Source organism: Gottfriedia endophytica (assembly GCF_017814275.1).
GTDB lineage: Bacteria > Bacillota > Bacilli > Bacillales > Bacillaceae_G > Gottfriedia > Gottfriedia endophytica.
Genome location: NZ_JAGIYQ010000003.1, coordinates 33,980 through 51,046 on the forward strand (window position 1 = coordinate 33,980; position 17,067 = coordinate 51,046).

Annotated in this window: 15 protein-coding genes; 8 read left to right on the top strand and 7 right to left on the bottom strand. The window is 32.7% G+C overall.

Annotated features, from left to right (window positions below; all coding sequences use genetic code 11):
• Position 1: 1 nt before the first annotated feature.
• From J5Y03_RS05090 to J5Y03_RS05105, 4 genes are all read right to left on the bottom strand, one after another.
• On the bottom strand, positions 2–205 hold the full coding sequence (locus tag J5Y03_RS05090; RefSeq protein WP_209403231.1) for a spore germination protein GerPB: 204 nt from the start codon (positions 203–205) through the stop codon (positions 2–4).
• Positions 206–281: 76 nt separating this feature from the next.
• On the bottom strand, positions 282–503 hold the full coding sequence (locus tag J5Y03_RS05095) for a spore germination protein (RefSeq protein ID WP_209403233.1): 222 nt from the start codon (positions 501–503) through the stop codon (positions 282–284).
• A gap of 134 nt (positions 504–637) precedes the next feature.
• Complete coding sequence (locus J5Y03_RS05100; protein WP_209403234.1) at positions 638–805, bottom strand: aspartyl-phosphate phosphatase Spo0E family protein; 168 nt, start codon at positions 803–805, stop codon at positions 638–640.
• A 504-nt stretch (positions 806–1,309) separates the two neighbouring features.
• A complete protein-coding gene (locus tag J5Y03_RS05105; protein WP_209403236.1) occupies positions 1,310–2,500 on the bottom strand; it encodes an ornithine--oxo-acid transaminase in 1,191 nt (396 codons plus the stop codon).
• 128 nt (positions 2,501–2,628) lie between these two features.
• On the opposite strand from J5Y03_RS05105, the gene J5Y03_RS05110 reads away from it, so the two are divergent.
• Complete coding sequence (locus tag J5Y03_RS05110; protein ID WP_209403238.1) at positions 2,629–3,015, top strand: DUF1516 family protein; 387 nt, start codon at positions 2,629–2,631, stop codon at positions 3,013–3,015.
• A gap of 41 nt (positions 3,016–3,056) precedes the next feature.
• Here the strand turns inward: J5Y03_RS05110 and J5Y03_RS05115 are convergent, their stop codons facing one another.
• Positions 3,057–3,620, bottom strand: a complete 564-nt coding sequence (locus J5Y03_RS05115) for a DUF2777 family protein (RefSeq protein ID WP_209403241.1) — start codon at positions 3,618–3,620, stop codon at positions 3,057–3,059.
• A gap of 312 nt (positions 3,621–3,932) precedes the next feature.
• Between J5Y03_RS05115 and asnB the strand changes: the two genes are divergently transcribed.
• The 3 genes from asnB to J5Y03_RS05130 all read left to right on the top strand — a co-directional run bounded on the left by asnB (position 3,933) and on the right by J5Y03_RS05130 (position 8,360).
• Complete coding sequence (asnB, locus tag J5Y03_RS05120; RefSeq protein ID WP_209403243.1) at positions 3,933–5,780, top strand: asparagine synthase (glutamine-hydrolyzing); 1,848 nt, start codon at positions 3,933–3,935, stop codon at positions 5,778–5,780.
• A 737-nt stretch (positions 5,781–6,517) separates the two neighbouring features.
• The gene (locus J5Y03_RS05125) at positions 6,518–7,321 is read left to right on the top strand and encodes an NHL repeat-containing protein (protein WP_209403245.1); all 804 of its coding nucleotides are present in this window, start codon (positions 6,518–6,520) and stop codon (positions 7,319–7,321) included.
• Between the two features lie 187 nt (positions 7,322–7,508).
• Positions 7,509–8,360, top strand: coding sequence for an aminoglycoside phosphotransferase family protein (locus J5Y03_RS05130; RefSeq protein ID WP_209403247.1), 852 nt, complete (start codon positions 7,509–7,511; stop codon positions 8,358–8,360).
• A gap of 609 nt (positions 8,361–8,969) precedes the next feature.
• On the opposite strand, the gene J5Y03_RS05135 is transcribed toward J5Y03_RS05130, so the two are convergent.
• A complete protein-coding gene (locus tag J5Y03_RS05135) occupies positions 8,970–10,736 on the bottom strand; it encodes an alpha-glycosidase (RefSeq protein WP_209403249.1) in 1,767 nt (588 codons plus the stop codon).
• Between the two features lie 221 nt (positions 10,737–10,957).
• Between J5Y03_RS05135 and J5Y03_RS05140 the strand changes: the two genes are divergently transcribed.
• Both J5Y03_RS05140 and J5Y03_RS05145 read left to right on the top strand, forming a co-directional pair.
• Positions 10,958–12,466: an alpha-amylase family glycosyl hydrolase gene (locus J5Y03_RS05140; protein WP_209403251.1), complete on the top strand. Its 1,509-nt coding sequence runs from the start codon at positions 10,958–10,960 to the stop codon at positions 12,464–12,466.
• 99 nt (positions 12,467–12,565) lie between these two features.
• A complete protein-coding gene (locus tag J5Y03_RS05145; protein ID WP_209403253.1) occupies positions 12,566–13,609 on the top strand; it encodes a LacI family DNA-binding transcriptional regulator in 1,044 nt (347 codons plus the stop codon).
• Positions 13,610–14,083: 474 nt separating this feature from the next.
• Here the strand turns inward: J5Y03_RS05145 and J5Y03_RS05150 are convergent, their stop codons facing one another.
• Positions 14,084–14,575: a YajQ family cyclic di-GMP-binding protein gene (locus J5Y03_RS05150; RefSeq protein ID WP_209403255.1), complete on the bottom strand. Its 492-nt coding sequence runs from the start codon at positions 14,573–14,575 to the stop codon at positions 14,084–14,086.
• 272 nt (positions 14,576–14,847) lie between these two features.
• Here J5Y03_RS05150 and J5Y03_RS05155 point away from each other — a divergent pair, with 272 nt between their 5' ends.
• Both J5Y03_RS05155 and J5Y03_RS05160 read left to right on the top strand, forming a co-directional pair.
• Positions 14,848–15,723 carry a CvfB family protein gene (locus J5Y03_RS05155; protein WP_209403257.1) on the top strand — a complete coding sequence of 292 codons (876 nt, stop codon included), beginning with the start codon at positions 14,848–14,850 and terminating at the stop codon, positions 15,721–15,723.
• Positions 15,724–15,906: 183 nt separating this feature from the next.
• A complete protein-coding gene (locus J5Y03_RS05160) occupies positions 15,907–16,758 on the top strand; it encodes a YitT family protein (RefSeq protein WP_209403259.1) in 852 nt (283 codons plus the stop codon).
• Positions 16,759–17,067: the final 309 nt, after the last annotated feature.

A 17,067-nucleotide genomic window follows, 5' to 3' on the forward strand; every position in this document is an offset into this window, starting at 1 on the left:
TTTAGTCCTCACTAGTTTCAGGCGTTGAAATCTCTTGACCTGCTTCTATGATAGGTGGAGCGGGCTCTGTAAAGCCACCAGTGTTTTTAGTCAAGGATTGAGCTTTTATACTTCCAGCACTTCCGATTTGGAAAACAGATGAATTTGTTAAGTTCCCTAATTTTAATTGTTGAATCGTAATATTTTGGTGTATATAAATATTCAAGATGATCGCCTTCTTTCTTTGCAAGCGTCACGAATAAATCTAAGTTAATTTAGAATAGCTTTTCTTTCTGTTATATTCAAAACGTTCCAGCAATATTTTGATCGAATTGATCAGAATCATTTACATTGGAAATACTTTTATTATTATAGACTGTTAATCCGTTACCGGTGTTGAAAGAACCAGCACCCGCAAAAGTCTTGGCTTCACTTCGTGGTGCAATTGTATAAGTATCCCCAATATTAATAACACTCCCAGTACCAACACTTACGATATTAATGAATCCAACACTTGCAGGCATTTTAAACATCCTTTTTTTTTGATGATACTTAATATATGCCTATTCGCCCTATTTGGTGCTTTACAACAGAAGTAGCATATTATTTAGAATGAAAAAAACAGGTGGACAAATTAGTCAATCTCGACTACTTTTGTTCACCTGAGAGCACGTTCATTTATTTGTTTAGAAGATGATAATAGAATCATATTGATGAGCTTGTCCAATTCTTGGCTACATAGAATTGTCTTTTTATCTGTAAATCCATATCGGCTTGCATAATATACCATAAGGGCACGTTTTTTTTCTATTACAAGTAATAACAAAATAGTCACCAACTTTGTTCAGAAATAGGAGAATATGTCTACGTGTCTCGATGTATGTATTGTTATTATACAAAATCATTTGTAAATGAGAAGGCTTTCGCTAAAAGAAGTGTTGAAGTTACAAAATATTACAAAGTTTTTAATTTTGTAACAACCTTTACATTGTAATAAAATAAATAGGTTTTAAGTCATATAGTTTTGAAATGAGTACCAACCTTTTTACTTAAAAAAAAGTTGCTTTCGTATACATTGTTACTATTTTAGAATACGATAGTTGATTACAACTCCAGGATGCTTCCTTTCCGCGTGGCGTGAGGTAGCCTCCTCGGCAAGCCTACTGGGTTAAGTCTTCCCGCTATACCCCAGGAGTCTCGCACCTTCCGCCCGAATCAACTTCTGTCTTTAAAGTTACAAATCTCGGGTAGCAACAATCTTTTAGAAAAGTGCCTAATTAAAAAAAGATTAGATCCTACCAAAAGAGGGAGAATCTAATCGCTCATTTAATTAAAATACAGATTTGATTTTTTCGATTGCAAGATCTAAATCTTCTTTTGAAATGATTAGAGGTGGTGCAATGCGAATGACATAATCATGTGTCTCTTTACAAAGAACACCTAATTCTTTTAGTTTTTCGCAATATGAGCGTGCATGCTCTGATAACTCGATTCCAACAAATAATCCACGACCACGGATTTCTTTAACCACTGGAAGAGATAGAAGTGTTGATAATTCATTCATTAAATAATTTCCAAGTTCATTTGAACGATTGACTAAGCCTTCATCTTCTAAAACATCTAAAGATGCGATAGAAACTGCACATGCTAATGGATTTCCACCAAATGTAGAACCATGAGAACCTGGCTCGAATACTTCTAATATTTCACGGTTTGCAGCAACACATGAAATAGGGAATACCCCACCGCCAAGTGCTTTTCCTAGAATATACATATCAGGAATCACTTCTTCCCAATCACAAGCAAATAATTTCCCAGTTCTACCTAAACCAGTTTGGATTTCATCTGCAATAAATAGAACATTTTCTTTCTTACAAAGCTCAGAAGCAGCTTTTAGAAAACCTTCTTTAGGGATGATAATTCCTGCTTCTCCTTGAATTGGTTCAAGTAAAAATGCAGCAGTATTAGGTGTAATAGCAGCTTTAAGTGCTTCAAAATCACCATATGGTATAATTTTTATATTTGATAATAATGGTCCGAAACCACGTTTATACTCATCAGTTGAAGATAATGAAATTGCTCCAAGTGTACGACCGTGGAAATTATTTTCACAAACAATAATTTCTGCACAATTGTCTTCTACTTTTTTCACATCATAAGCCCATCTTCTAGCAGTTTTTAAAGCAGTTTCAACGGCTTCAGCACCACTATTCATTGGAAGAATCATTTCTTTATTTGTTAATTTAGCAACCTTTTCGTACCAAGGTCCTAAGTTATCACTATGGAAAGCACGAGAAGTTAATGTAACTTTATCAGCTTGTTCTTTAAGAGCAGAAATAATTTTTGGATGACGATGCCCTTGATTTACAGCTGAGTAAGCGCTTAATAAATCTAAGTAACGATTTCCTTCTGGATCTTCTACCCAAGCTCCTTCTGCTTTCGTAATTACGATTGGTAGTGGATGATAGTTTTTTGCACCAAACGCTTCTGTTTGTTCGATGATTGATTTAGTTTGTAGCATGAGTAATTTCCCCCTTTTTGATCTCACTGAATATTGTAACATTTTAAATGGAATAAGCATATTTTTATGAGGATTGTAAAAATTTATGGTATGATATGATTGACTAAATATGATTTAGGAGGAAAAAGATGGTTAATACAGTGCTTCATTTACATATTGCAAGCTGGATTATTGGTGTTTTATTAGCGTTGTTTGTTGGACACGGATATAGTAGAGGAAAGAATGTAAAAGTACCACATATGATTTTACGTTTAATTTATTTTGCTATTCTTGGAACGGGTTTATATGTTTTTATCGAAATTCCAAAGGCAAATATGCCAACTAATTTGATGATGTTATATAATATCAAAATGACTGCTGGTATCATTATGCTTGGGATTTTTGAATTTTTTACAATTTCATCAAAAAAAGGCCGCAAAATGTTAGTTCCTGCAGTAATTTTTGGACTATTATTTTTAACGCTTCTATATTTAGGATTCCGTTTACCAATGGGTATCCAACTTTTTGGAAAATAATAAAAAATAAACCAGCCTACTAAATAGGTTGGTTTATTTTTTTAAGAAAGTTGAGTCAATAAATATCTCTTACCTGTTGCTTCTGTTAACTCAAATCGGTGGTTTTGTCCTTCTGGAGTGATCCGGAATAAATGATAGACAGAACAAACCATATCATTGTTATCAAATACTAGAAAATTAACTCCTTCTGCAGGATTTTGCTCAGATTGGAATGCTAAAAAGTTGTGACAATAAAGGCAGTCATAAAAAGAAAATGAATGACTATTTAATAAATGAGCGAGAGTAAAAAATGATTCGTCACTTAAGCTCTTTAGTAACAATTCGAAACTGTAAAGTAATTTTTGGTGAATGCGGATCGTATCACCATTTTCTAATTTTTTTCTTGTTGGGTGAGAAACTGTAAATTCTCCCTTTTGATGAAGTACGGGAAACCATTCTTCATCTAGCTCTATTTCGCATTCTTCACTAACTATTTCTTCAAGTAAAAAAGCTTCATCTGTTTCCTCATCAAAAAAGATCCATTCTGTATTCATTTTTTCAATAGAACCAATAATAAAAGCACGAGGCTGTTCTTTGAATAGTTTCATTCGGTGTTTTTGAGACATATAGTAACCTCCAGTTACCATTTAAATGTAAACTGAAAAGAATGTATTTCATTTCACCATGCATGAAAAGTTGTGATAAGGACATTTCGTCTTTACATACAGATTTAGTAAGTAATTCTTTCTTGTTTTCGTTATTGACATAACATTACTATTTTATAACTATGCATTATTTGACAAGTGGTATGGACAAATATGGATAGGCTTCAAAAATATTTTTAAAATATGCACCTATTTTTTTAGTTTTTAATAGCATATAGGATTAATGCATATAAAAAGGCGCTTTAATAGTGTCTTGAAAGGAGCCAATTCATTATGTGTGGAATATCGGGTTGGATTGATTATGGGGTGAACATTCAAAATGAGGCAGTAAAAGTACAGAAAATGGCTGCAACACTTTCAAAAAGAGGACCAGATGAATCCAATATTTGGCTATCGACTCATTGTGGTTTCGGTCATAAACGGTTAGCTGTTGTTGATCTAGAAGGCGGAAAGCAGCCAATGAACAAAGCGAAAGGTGAAGAGATGTATACGCTTTGTTATAATGGAGAGCTATATAATACCGAGGACATTCGAAAAGAACTATTAAAACGTGGTTATACTTTTCAAGGACACTCAGATACTGAGGTGCTTTTGACTAGTTATATAGAATGGAAAGAGAAATGCCTTGATTTCTTAAATGGAATTTTTGCTTTTGCAATTTGGGATAGTCAAAGAGATCAAGTTTTTATTGCACGGGATCGTCTAGGGGTTAAACCATTATTTTATAAAGAAGATTTTAAGAGATTATTGTTCGCTTCTGAGGTTAAAGCTATTTTAGCACATCCAGATGTAAAAGCTGAATTAACTGAAGAAGGGTTATCTGAAATATTTGGGTTAGGGCCATCGCGTACACCAGGTAACGGTATTTTTAATGGAGTGAAAGAATTAAGACCAGGTCATGCGATGACATTTTCCAAAAAGGGATCAAGAATATGGGAATATTGGGAAGTAACTAGTAAAAAACATACTGATTCATTAGAAGAAACAATTGAGAAAGTACGATTTCTTGTGAAAGATGCAATTGTGCGTCAGCTTGTTTCTGACGTCCCTCTTTGTACGTTCCTTTCAGGTGGAGTAGACTCCAGTGCTATTACAGCAATTGCTTCGAATCATAACAGTGAAGTAGGAAGAGGAAAGCTTACAACGTACTCAATTGATTATGAAGATAATGAAAAATACTTTAAATCTAGTGTATTTCAACCAAATTCGGATGCTCAGTGGATTGAGCTAATGTCGAACACATTTGAAACGAATCATAAGGGTTGTGTGATATCTAATGAAGAACTTGTCAATTTATTAGAAGAAGCAACGATATGTAGAGACTTACCGGGTATGGCAGATGTAGATTCATCATTATTATGGTTCTGTCGCCAAATTAAAAAGGATTTTGTCGTTAGTTTATCAGGAGAATGTGCAGATGAAATTTTTGGAGGCTATCCATGGTTTCATCGAGAAGAAGATTTAAATCGGTCGGCTTTTCCATGGATGCGTTCAACTGAAGCTCGTCAAAAATTGTTGAAAAATGAATGGAATGAAAAACTGAATTTGGCCCAGTACGTACAAGATCGCTTTGATGAAACTGTAAAAGAGACTCCACTTTTAGAAGGTGAATCGGATTTAGAGTCCAAAAGAAGACAACTATTTTACTTAAATAAAAACTGGTTTATGGCTCAGCTTCTTGATCGGAAAGATCGAATGAGCATGGGGGCAAGTTTAGAGGTTCGAGTTCCATTTGCAGATCATCGTTTAGTTGAATATGTGTGGAATATCCCGTGGGAAATGAAAATGTTAGGAAACAGGGAAAAAGGTATTTTACGAAAAGCGTTAGAAGGTATACTTCCCGAAGAGATATTATATCGTAAAAAGAGCCCATATCCAAAAACTCATAATCCAATGTATACAAAGCTAGTTGTACAATTATTAAAAGAAAGTTTATCAGATAAAAGCTCAGCTCTTTATGAATTTTTTGATAAAGATGAGCTAACTCAATTAGTAGAAAGTGAAGGGAAGTCTTTCAAAACACCTTGGTATGGCCAGCTAATGTCAGGTCCACAGCTGTTGGCATATTTATACCAAATTCATGTTTGGTTTAAAAAATACGGAATTAATGTGAAGGCTTAAATGTTTCTCCCGCATTAACGGGCAGTAAGACCCCCACCTCAAGATTTAAAGTTAAACGAGGAAGATTGGTGGGGGATAACTGCCCGTAAAAGCCCGATTGGTTCAAACTTCCATCAGTAGGGATGAACCCCCCCACTGATGGAAGTTTCACTTTATGAAAGCTGCCTCTTAAAAGGAATTTATTTTCTTTTTGAGTCAGCTTTTTTGTTTTGGCTACCCTGAAAATTACATCTTAAAAGACAATTATTATAGGGAGAATTCCTTATTTTCATGGGCCATGGTACGAATGTTATTAGCAGGGCTGTCTCTTTTCTAAAAGAGTGTTGCTACCCAAGATTTTTCATTTTAAAGACAGAAGTTGATTCGGACGGAAGGTGCGAGATTCCTGTGGGAATAGCGGGAAGGCTGAGACCCCGAAGGCTTGCCGAGGAGGCTAGCTCACGCCACGCTGAAAGGGAGCATCATGGAGTTGTAATCAACTAACGAATTCTAAATAGCAACAATGAATACCAAAACTGCCTTTTGTTTAGAAAAGATTTCTGCTTCTTTAATAGATTTAATATTTGTCGAAATGAGACGATAAATAATAATAAGATAATACTTTTTAGGATCAATCTGCCAACTAGAACATTTGAATTTGCTAAACATAGTCTATTAAGGCAAGAAACTAAAAATTGTTAGAGTAAATATCCTTATTTAAGAAAAACTATAAAAAAAAGCAATGGTTGGTAGTTAGTATGATGAATAGAAAATATATTAATAAACTTTTTATTTTTTTAACAGCTATTTTTGTATTTAGTTATTTTCCAATTGAAGGAATGGCAGCTACGATATTCAATGTTATTAAAGGCAATTTACTATTTGGGATAGAAAGCAAAGATAATATGCAAGGTGTAGCTTATGCTAATGGGTTTTATTATGTAAGTTTTGATATTGGAAAAGGCTACGGTGTAATAAGAAAATATACAAAAACTGGGATACTTGTACAACAATCCCCACCTCTTTTAATTGGTCACAGTTCTGAAATAGATTACCGTGAAAAAAATGGTAACTTCTATGTTTCAAATGGTGGAGGAACGAATCCAACAAAGATTACGGAGGTTAATTTCAATACCGAAAATCCTTATGTAGTTCAAACTATAGACCTTTCTTATCTTGGGAATGCTGCTTTAGTCGCAGTAGACAATTATTCTGATACGCTAGTTGTTCATACGGCAGCGAATAATAAAGCTAACCCAACCATTAATATTATTGATTTTAATGGAAAGTTAGTAAACAAATTTTCAATAAAAAACCAAGGAGTGCCTCAAGGGATAGCTGTCAATAATAGCATCATTTATTACTACACGAATAATAAAATTACGTTGATAAATTATAGTGGTCAAGTGATTGGAACAGTAAGAATCTGGCAGCCCGGTGAAAGTGAAGGCATCGCGATTGAACAAGAGGGATCAGATGCATCCGTGGTTTATGGATATAATAAATCAAATCGTCTTCTTAAAGTTGATATTAATGATATCCATAAAATAATGACTCAATAATGATTAATTAACAAGAAATAAAAAATATATGAATTGTAAAAAAGTCAGCCTTCATTGCTGGCTTTTTTTTGCTTGTTAGATTGTTGCTTCTTTACCTAAACATAGTAAATTACTGAAAAAGGACTTTTAGATTAATAAACAGAATATAAGTAAATGATGAGAGATACTTAAAAATAAGGGGTAGTGTATGAATATTGAAATCATTTTAAATGAATTAAACATTACTTCATTTCTATCATATGAAAATATTATTGGTGGTAGAGACAGTTCAGTGTGGAAAGTAAAAGTTTCTGATGAGGATTCATATGCATTACGTTTAATACCTAAACATAGGCATCAACAATTCAAAGAGGAGAAAATGATCATTCAATTAGCGGAGGAAAATGGTATTCCTGTGCCAAAAGTTCATTTTGTAAAAAAAATTGAGGATTATTCCTTGATGTTAATGGATTGGGTAGCAGGTAAAACGATCTTTAATGAATTATACGAATATCCTGAAAATGCACGGGAAATCGGGATTCAGTTTGGTAAGGTTCAAGCAGCAATCCATATGATTTCTTTACCAAAAACGGGTGAAAGTGGTTCAGAAGAGTGGCTATCACCAAAAACGTCGGAAGAAAATGAAATCTTAGATTTAATTTCTACTCATGGATCAAAAAATGAAAATGTTTTACTTCATTTAGATTATCATCCATTAAATGTGTTAACAGATGGTGAGAAGATTACGGCTGTGATTGATTGGAACAATGCTTCTAGAGGTGATTACCGTTTTGATCTAGCTCGGACATTATCCATTCTTCGGATCGAAGCGACTAAACCAGGTACACCTTTTGAAAATTCTCCATCTGTAATTGAAGAATTTGAGAAAGGCTGGCTAGAAGGGTATGGAGAGATAAGAAAAATAAACATTGAACCTTTATCTTTATACAATGCTTGGGCTGGTATTCGAATGAAACGTGATTTATCAGAAAATCTACTAGAAACTGATCGATTAAGAATTCAACAATGGATCTCGTATTGGCTTGAAAAAAAGAAATGAAAATAATAAATCAATTTGGCGAGAAATTATTAAAATTTCAAGCTATTTTTATATATTGTTTTTACTTTAGTATGTGTAAGTTGATTTCCACTCGAGGATGCTCGCTTTCCTAGGGGCGTGAGCTGAGCCTCCTCGTCGCATACGCTCCTGTGGGGTCTCAGCCTTCCCGCATCTCCCACAGAAGCCTGGCACCCTTCCGTTCCAATCAACTTCTGTCTTTTAAATTACAAAACCTTAATGCAATAATCTTATAAAAAGAGCCTAATTATAGGAATAACCCATGTATTTCAAAGGTGGCAAACTATCATATTTTAAGATGTTCCAATTTCTTTTAATAAAAGGAATAGTCCAGATTAATCCAATTTTTAGTATTATAGGGCATTATTAGAATATTAGTTAATTCAGGCTGTAATCCGTATTTTCATATGTTCGAAAATATTATTCATAAACATTCTCCTCTTGCAAATTCTCAGTTCGTTTTATGGTTTGATTTCATTAATTTTTCGAAGGGATTATTGTTAATTGTTTAAAAAGTAAATTGAAATGAAATAAAAAAAGAAGACCTAACCCTATTTCGAACGAAATAAGCAGGTGGCCTTCATTAAATACTTAAATAGGAAAGTGCAAAATAAGGTAAGAATAAGGTGTAACATCTACAAAAATAGCATTACTTTCCGCAGAAAATTGTTCATTCGTCCAAATGTTTGTGATTTTTTTACTTAGTAGTTGAAAAGGGAGCTTTATAGACGAGGTTTTTTCATTACGATTAAGAATTATTAAATAAACCTCTTTTTCATTCGAGCGCTCATATATGATTAAATTTGGTTCGTTTTCAAATGAATGCCATTTGAATTGTCCATCATTTGCAATAAGAGGATGGTTTTTTCTTAATGAGATTAATTTTTTAACTACATCATAAATTTGTTTGTTTTGATCTGATTCGTTCCAACTCATACAACCTCTACATTCGGGATCTCCTCCACCAATAAGGCCAATTTCATCTCCATAATAAACACATGGTGTTCCATAAAAGGTAAATAAGAAAACATAGATTAAAATGACCAATCGTTCATTCTGTTTACATTGAGTTAATATTCTCGGAGTATCATGGCTCCCTACCAAATTGAAAAGTGAAAATAAGGTTGGTGTAGTGTACTGAGAAAAAAGATAATTTATGTTATTAATAAATTCAGCTGAGTTACAATTTTGAAATGCAAAGAAAGAAAGTATTGCATGCGATAATGGATAATTCATCACACTATCAAATTGATCTCCTTTTAACCAAGGAAGTGCGAAATGCCAAATTTCTCCTAATAAATAAACATCTTTCTTGATAGTCTTCATTTCTTTACGAAACTCTCTCCAAAAGTTGTGATTAATTTCATTTGCAACATCTAATCTCCAACCATCAATATCATATTCTCTTAGCCAATAGGCACCAACTGAAAGTAAATATTTTTGTACATCTTTGTTTTCAGTATTTAGCTTAGGCATCGCACTAACAAAAGAAAATGTTTCATAATTTGGTACTGGAGAAGAAACGACTGGAAAAGAGTGAATATGAAACCAATCTTTATAAACAGAATTTATTCCATTTTTTATAACATCTTGAAAGGGAGGAAAGTATTGACTTGTGTGATTAAAAACCGCATCAAGCATTACTTTTATTCCTCTTTTGTGGCAGATTTGGATTAGTTTTTTTAATTGCCTTTCATCCCCAAATTGAGAATCAATTCGAAAGTAATTTGTCGTATCATATTTATGATTAGATGGAGATTCGAAAATTGGTGTTAAATAAATTCCAGTAATTCCAAGTCCTTTTAAATAATCTAGTTTATCGATAATGCCTTGTAAGTCACCTCCATAAAAACTTGAAGATTTAGGAGGTAATCCCCAAGGTAAAATGTTAACTGGATCATTTAATTCATCGCCATTTTCAAATCTATCTGGAAAAATTTGATACCATACTGTATTTTTTACCCATTTTGGAGGATAATTACGATCACTTAAATGAAGATAAGGCTTCGTAAAATAAAATGATAAATCAAAAAGAGGAAGTTGATCACAAAATCCAGTTTCTCCAAAAAATAGATTATTTGATTGATTCGATACTTTAAATGCGTATTTTAAACGTTTATTTGGAGGTTCCACTAAACACTCCCAAAAATCATGGAGCTTAGTTGAAAATACTTTTTTCATTTCAATCGGCTGTTCATATTTCCAGCCACTCTCCGAAAATAAAAAAGGATCACCATAATAAACTTGAACCTTTTTTAAATCATCTTTCTTCGATTGTAGACGAATGACGTATGAATGATTGTCGTTTATATATAAATATGGTTCATATGGTTGATGAAAAATCGTTTCGATTTGCATTTAATATCACCCATTCTAAAACTAGTGAAATTGTCGAAATTTCTATAAAAATGTAGGAATTATCTTGATATATGCCTTATTCAAAGTATAATAAAGTTAGTTTATGCAATCGTTTTCATATCTATTTAAAATAATTTACACATTGAACAAATACCAATTACTGTGCAAAAATAGAAAATATAGGGAAAAGATAGAGTAATTGAATTTTTGGGGGAATTGAAATGAAGAAATTGAATTGTTTTCTATTAATTTTTGCACTTGTATTTAGTTTATTTCCAAAACAATCTAACGCCGCAACAAACGATCAAAACGATAGCAGTCAGATGATCTATCGAATTATGGTTGATCGTTTTTTTGATGGGGATCCTACAAATGACCAAAATAGTAAGCCATTGGATCCAAATGGTTTTCATGGTGGAGATATTCAAGGAATCATTAAAAAGTTAGATTATATAAAAGGATATGGCTACACGATGATTTCGTTGACACCTATCCAACAAAATGATGAAAATGGATACCATGGATTTTGGATAACTGATTTTAATAAAATGGACAAGCGATTTGGTAATCTAAACGATTTAAAGAAGCTCGTAAAGGAAGCTCATAAACGTAATATAAAGGTAATGTTAGACTTTGTTACAAATAATACATCATCAAAGTCACCATGGTTAGAGGATCCAGCGAAAAAAAATTGGTTCCATGAGAAAAGTTCAACGAACAATAAAGAAAACCAATGGGTTAACAGTTTACCGGATTTGAATCAAGATAATCCAGCAGTTGCGAATTATTTAATTAATTCTGCAAAGTGGTGGATGAATGAAACTAAAATTGATGGATATAGATTAGACCATGCTGATTATGTGCCTGTATCCTTTTGGAAGAAATTTGTTAGTGACATTAAATCAGTTAATTCGTCCTTTATTTTAATGGCTGATGTAAAAGACACAAGTGATCAAACAATAAAAGAATTTAAAAATGCTGGGTTTGATGCAGTATCTGATACAGCTTTATTTACTGATTTAACGAATTCATTTTTAACGAAAGGTGTTTCAATTGCTCAATTAGTTAAGCATCAATCTGTATTAGATCAAACTAATATTCCATTAGTAAATTACTTAGATGACGAAACTACTAAAAGATTTGTAAATAATGTTAATCAGAAATATGAATATCCACCATCACGTTTAAAATTAGCATTAGTCTATCAATATACGACACCAGGAATTCCTATGAATCTATATGGAACAGAAATAGCAATGAATGGTGGAGAAATACCAGACAATTTAAAAGACATGGATTTCCGTACAGATGATAAATTTTCAGATTATATTACAAAATTAATTGAGCTTCGTAAGACTTTGCCATCCTTAACAAAAGGTTCTTTTCAACTTATCTATGATAAACAAGGATTGTCAGTGATTGAACGAACTTATAAAAATGAGACAACTTATACAGTTATTAATAATACAGCCAAAGATCAAACTGTTCACTTGAGTTTTAATAAAATATCTAAAAAGAACGAGCTTAGAGGGTTACTTGCTGATGATTTAGTCCGCGCTAACTCAAATGGATTTGATATTGTGATCAAACGTGAGTCAGCTAATATTTATGCTGTGGCTCCAAAAACAGGTGTACGCTATGGAGTAATCGCAATTCTTATTTTCATTTTTGTCGGATTTTTTATGTTTATAGCTTTCGCAAAAAAGAGACAAAAACAAGCAAATAATTAAGAACTAGAAGGAAAGGTGACTTAGAACACACCTTTTCTTTTATAAAAATATGTTAACGGTTTCAAAAAGTGGAATTGGTAAGGGAGAGGGGCTTTCAAAATGTCTGTAACTATAAAAGATGTTGCTAAACTAGCAAACGTCGCACCTTCAACAGTATCTAGAGTTATTTCAAATAGCCCTAGGATTAGTGAAAAAACAAAACGGAAAGTAAGAAAGGTGATGGATGAACTTAATTATCATCCAAATCTTAACGCTCGCTCACTTGCAAATAGTTCAACAAAATCAATTGGTGTAGTTTTGTCACCTACAGTTAATACTTCATTTCAAAATCCATTTTTTGCGGAAGTAATTAGAGGAATCACATCATATATAAACCAAAAGGACTATTCATTATATTTTATTACTGGTAAAAATGAAGAAGAAATTGCCCAATTAGTAAATAAAACTGTAAAAGGTGGCAGAGTCGACGGGATAATTTTACTTTATTCTAAAGAGAATGACCCGATTATCCAGTATTTAAATTCACATAATTATCCTTTTGTTTTAGTTGGAAAACCATACTCTCATTTAGAAGAAATAACGTATATCGATAATGATAACTATAGCGCTTCTAGAGAAGTAACAAATTATTTACTTTCTCTTGGCCATAAGAATATTGCTTTTGTTGGTGGAGAGAAAAACCTTTTAGTGACAAAAGAGAGACTTCGTGGATATGAAGATGCATTAAAATTAAATGGTTTACGAATCATAGATGAGTTCAGTATTTTTACCTCTTTTACTAGAGAAGGTGGGATGAATGCTGTAGAACAGTTGTTAAGTATTAATCATGAGCCTACTGCAATCGTTGTAACTGATGATATTCTTGCGTTAGGAGTCATTAGTGCATTAAAAAATAAAGGATTTTCTGTGCCAGAAGATATATCAGTTGTTAGCTTTAATAATGCGCTCATTGCTGAATTAGCTTCACCTCCATTAACATCAGTTGATATAAATATTTATCAATTAGGATATGAGGCAGCTAAAAATATCATTTATAAGGTAGAAGAACCAGATGGGTCAGAAAAGAGTATTATTGTACCTTATAAGTTAATTATTAGAGATACATGTAGTATTAATAATGTGAGAAAATTGATTGAAAGTTGAGAATAGCAGTAATTAAGATTTAAAAATTGTACGTTATTAGTAAAAAAATAAAGGCTGTTTTCGTATACATTGTTACTATTTTGAATGCGTTAGTTGATTACAACTCCAGGATGCTCGCTTTCCGAGGGGCGAGAGCTGAGCCTCCTCGGCAAGCCTGCGGGGTCTCAGCCTTCCCGCTATTCCCACAGGAGTCTCGCACCTTCCGCCCGAATCAACTTCTGTCTTTAAAATTAATACACTCAAAAGAGACAATCTTTTAGAAAAGAGACATCCATGCTAATAAAATTTGCACCATAGCCCGTGAAAATAAGGAATTCACCCTGTAACAAGTTTCCTTTAACATGTTATTTTCAGGGTTGCTTATTATTAATAATAAAACCCACATTCAGTTAATTGGATGTGGGTTTTAATATCTTTTTATGTATTTTTTGCAAATCTCATCGGAGTTAAACGGGTCTTTTCCGCTTTTCTACATTATCGATAATTTAAAAATTGAACATCAATCGGTAAATCGGCAGCTCTTACTGCGGCGATAATTGATTGTAAATCGTCACGGCTTTTGGCAGTAACTCGAATTTGGTCATCTTGGATTTGAGATTTAACTTTTAGACCTGAGTTTTTGATAATCGTATTAATTTTTTTTGCATTTTCTTTATCAATACCTTGAACTAATTTAGCTCTTTGACGAACTGTACCACCAGATGCTGGTTCAACTTTGCTGTAGTCTAGGTTTTTGATCGGAACATTACGTTTAACTAATTTACTTATTAATACATCTTTCAACTGCTCTAATTTAAAATCGTCGTCTGAAACTAATACAAGTTCTTCTTTTTCAAGAGCAATTGAACTTTTACTTCCTTTAAAATCATATCTAGTAGCAATTTCTTTTGTTGCAAGCTGAATTGCGTTTGATACTTCTGGTAAATCTACCTTTGATACAATATCAAATGAACTTTCTTTTGACATAGATAGAAACCCTCCATTAAGTTAATAATTGTATTATAAGACATTGTAACAAAAACCAAAAGAAGTGTGAACTTCAGAAAAGCGGAATGAACTTGTTTAGCACTGATAGACGCTTTGAGGAAACTATGAATGAAGTGCGGTTTTCACAAGTGCTAGTTCATGTAACTAGACAATAAGAATAGCGGAACCTTCCAGGTACTGCCACGTATAGCTATAAAAAAAGAAAGATGATATAATCTAGTTTCTAGGAAAGACAGAGAGGATGTAATTTAATGACATTACAAGCGGGCGAGATTGTTACATTAGTGTGCAGTCGTGAAACAGATATAGGGTATATGTTAGGAAATGATCAAGAAGAGGTTTTTTTACATAAAAACGAAGCGGCTGGAGAAGTTGAGTTAGAGCAGGAGATTACGGTTTTTTTATACCATGATTCTAAGGGACGTTTATCTGCAACAATGTCAATGCCTCATATTTCATTAGAAAGTTACGGTTTTGCAAAGGTTGTTGATGTATTAGAAGGAATCGGTGTTTTTGTAGATATCGGGATTCAAAAGGATATCCTTTTAGAAAAAGGAGATTTACCACCTCTTGAATCAGTATGGCCAAATGAAGGTGATGAAGTTTACTGTACACTGAAACGCACGAATAAAGGCAGACTTCTAATCAAACTTGCAACTGAGCCAGTAATGAAAATGATTGCAATTCAGCCGGAACCGAGTATGTTAAATAAAAATGTATCAGGGATTATTTATCGTACATTACGTGTTGGATCTTATATTTTAACTGATGAGCGTTTAATCGGATTTATTCACGAGTCACAGCGTAGAACGGAGCCTAGAATTGGCGAAAGAGTAAATGGTCGGGTTATTGATATTAAAGATGATGGCACAGTAAATGTTTCTTTATTGCCACGAGTACATGAAGGTCTAGATGAAGATGCGAGTCAACTTTTTGACTATTTAATGGGCCGTGGTGGGGCAATGCCGTATTGGGATAAAAGTGATGCTGAAGATATAAAAATACGCTTTAATATGAGTAAAGGTTCTTTCAAACGCGCATTAGGAAGACTAATGAAGGAAGATAAAATTTATCAAGAAGAAGGCTGGACATACGCAAAAGAGCTTTTTCAAAAACATAATCAATAATTAATAAAGGTTGTTCCATCATTGCATTTAGTAATGGAACAACCTTTTTATAAATAAAAAAATTCCCAAAATTCAATTTATGATAATTGAAAAGTTGAACAATGTTCTTGTAACTCTTAACAAATGCAATAAAATATACCATTTAGCACATAATAGAAAATACAAGAACTAGGAGGAACTTTCGTGATTTATGCAAAAGAAAAGATAATTAAGTTAATAGTAGTAATTGTAGGAGCTTTTTTGATTGCAGTAGGAATGAATTGTTTTTTAATTCCGGTTAAAGTTTACTCTAGTGGTTTCTCAGGATTAGCTCAATTATTATCAAGCATACTTAATGATTACACATCGCTAAAAGCTTCAACTGGGTTATTGTTAGCATTATTAAACATTCCTATCATTTTTTTAGCATGGAAGAAGATTGGAAGATCATTTACATACTATAGTATTTTAAGCGTTGGAGTCATGTCATTTTTTTTAGAAGTCATACCAATTACACCTCTTTTTTCTACTAATATCCTTTTAAACTCTGTTTTTGGCGGAATAGTTAGTGCAGTTGGGATTGGTTACACTTTGAAATATGGAGCCTCAACAGGTGGAATGGATATAATTGCTTTAATATTATCTAGAACAAAGGGGAAACCAGTTGGCACATATTTCTTTTTATTCAATGCTGTCATTATTTTAACTGCAGGCTATCTATATGGAATGGAAAAAGCACTTTATACACTGATCAATCTTTATGTTGCCTCACGAATTATTGATGGTATACATACAAGTCATGTTAAATTAACAGCTTTAATTGTGACAACGAAGGGTGACGAGTTAAGAAAAGAAATTCATTCAAAGCTTGTTAGAGGAATTACCACAGTCAATGTAAAAGGAGCTTTTACAAATCAAGATAAACAAATGTTGATGATTGTCCTCTCACGTTACGAATTATATGATTTAGAACGTATTATTCGAACAGTAGATTCTAAAGCTTTTACGAATGTAGTCCAAACGATAAATGTCCTTGGAGAATTTCGAAAAACATAAAAGAAAAACGAATATGAAAGTGAATATAAAAGGAAATGAAAAAGTACAGATAGAAAGACTACTGAAACAAAAACTCTATTTTGATTCAGTAGTCTTATTTTTGTTGAAAAGGCTTTCAATTATTGGAAAAATTTAAATCTTGGAGCTTTTCTTTCGTTGATAATATCTTGTTGTTTTTTGCTTAGATTTCTTTATACTTATTATTAGAAGAATGATTTCTCGGTGAATAAATATTCATTTTTATTCATTTTTTTTAATAAATAATTAATTTTTTTCGTTTTTTATCCCGCATTAACGAGCAATAATACC

Bases quoted from the DNA above. Each gene is read 5' to 3' on its own strand.
- J5Y03_RS05140 (WP_209403251.1), top strand. From the start codon at position 10,958: ATGAAGAAATTGAATTGTTTTCTATTAATTTTTGCACTTGTATTTAGT.
- J5Y03_RS05130 (WP_209403247.1), top strand. From the start codon at position 7,509: ATGAATATTGAAATCATTTTAAATGAATTAAACATTACTTCATTTCTA.
- J5Y03_RS05105 (WP_209403236.1), bottom strand. From the start codon at position 2,500: ATGCTACAAACTAAATCAATCATCGAACAAACAGAAGCGTTTGGTGCA.
- asnB (WP_209403243.1), top strand. From the start codon at position 3,933: ATGTGTGGAATATCGGGTTGGATTGATTATGGGGTGAACATTCAAAAT.
- J5Y03_RS05150 (WP_209403255.1), bottom strand. From the start codon at position 14,575: ATGTCAAAAGAAAGTTCATTTGATATTGTATCAAAGGTAGATTTACCA.
- J5Y03_RS05110 (WP_209403238.1), top strand. From the start codon at position 2,629: ATGGTTAATACAGTGCTTCATTTACATATTGCAAGCTGGATTATTGGT.
- J5Y03_RS05125 (WP_209403245.1), top strand. From the start codon at position 6,518: ATGATGAATAGAAAATATATTAATAAACTTTTTATTTTTTTAACAGCT.
- J5Y03_RS05095 (WP_209403233.1), bottom strand. From the start codon at position 503: ATGCCTGCAAGTGTTGGATTCATTAATATCGTAAGTGTTGGTACTGGG.
- J5Y03_RS05145 (WP_209403253.1), top strand. From the start codon at position 12,566: ATGTCTGTAACTATAAAAGATGTTGCTAAACTAGCAAACGTCGCACCT.
- J5Y03_RS05155 (WP_209403257.1), top strand. From the start codon at position 14,848: ATGACATTACAAGCGGGCGAGATTGTTACATTAGTGTGCAGTCGTGAA.
- J5Y03_RS05135 (WP_209403249.1), bottom strand. From the start codon at position 10,736: ATGCAAATCGAAACGATTTTTCATCAACCATATGAACCATATTTATAT.
- J5Y03_RS05115 (WP_209403241.1), bottom strand. From the start codon at position 3,620: ATGTCTCAAAAACACCGAATGAAACTATTCAAAGAACAGCCTCGTGCT.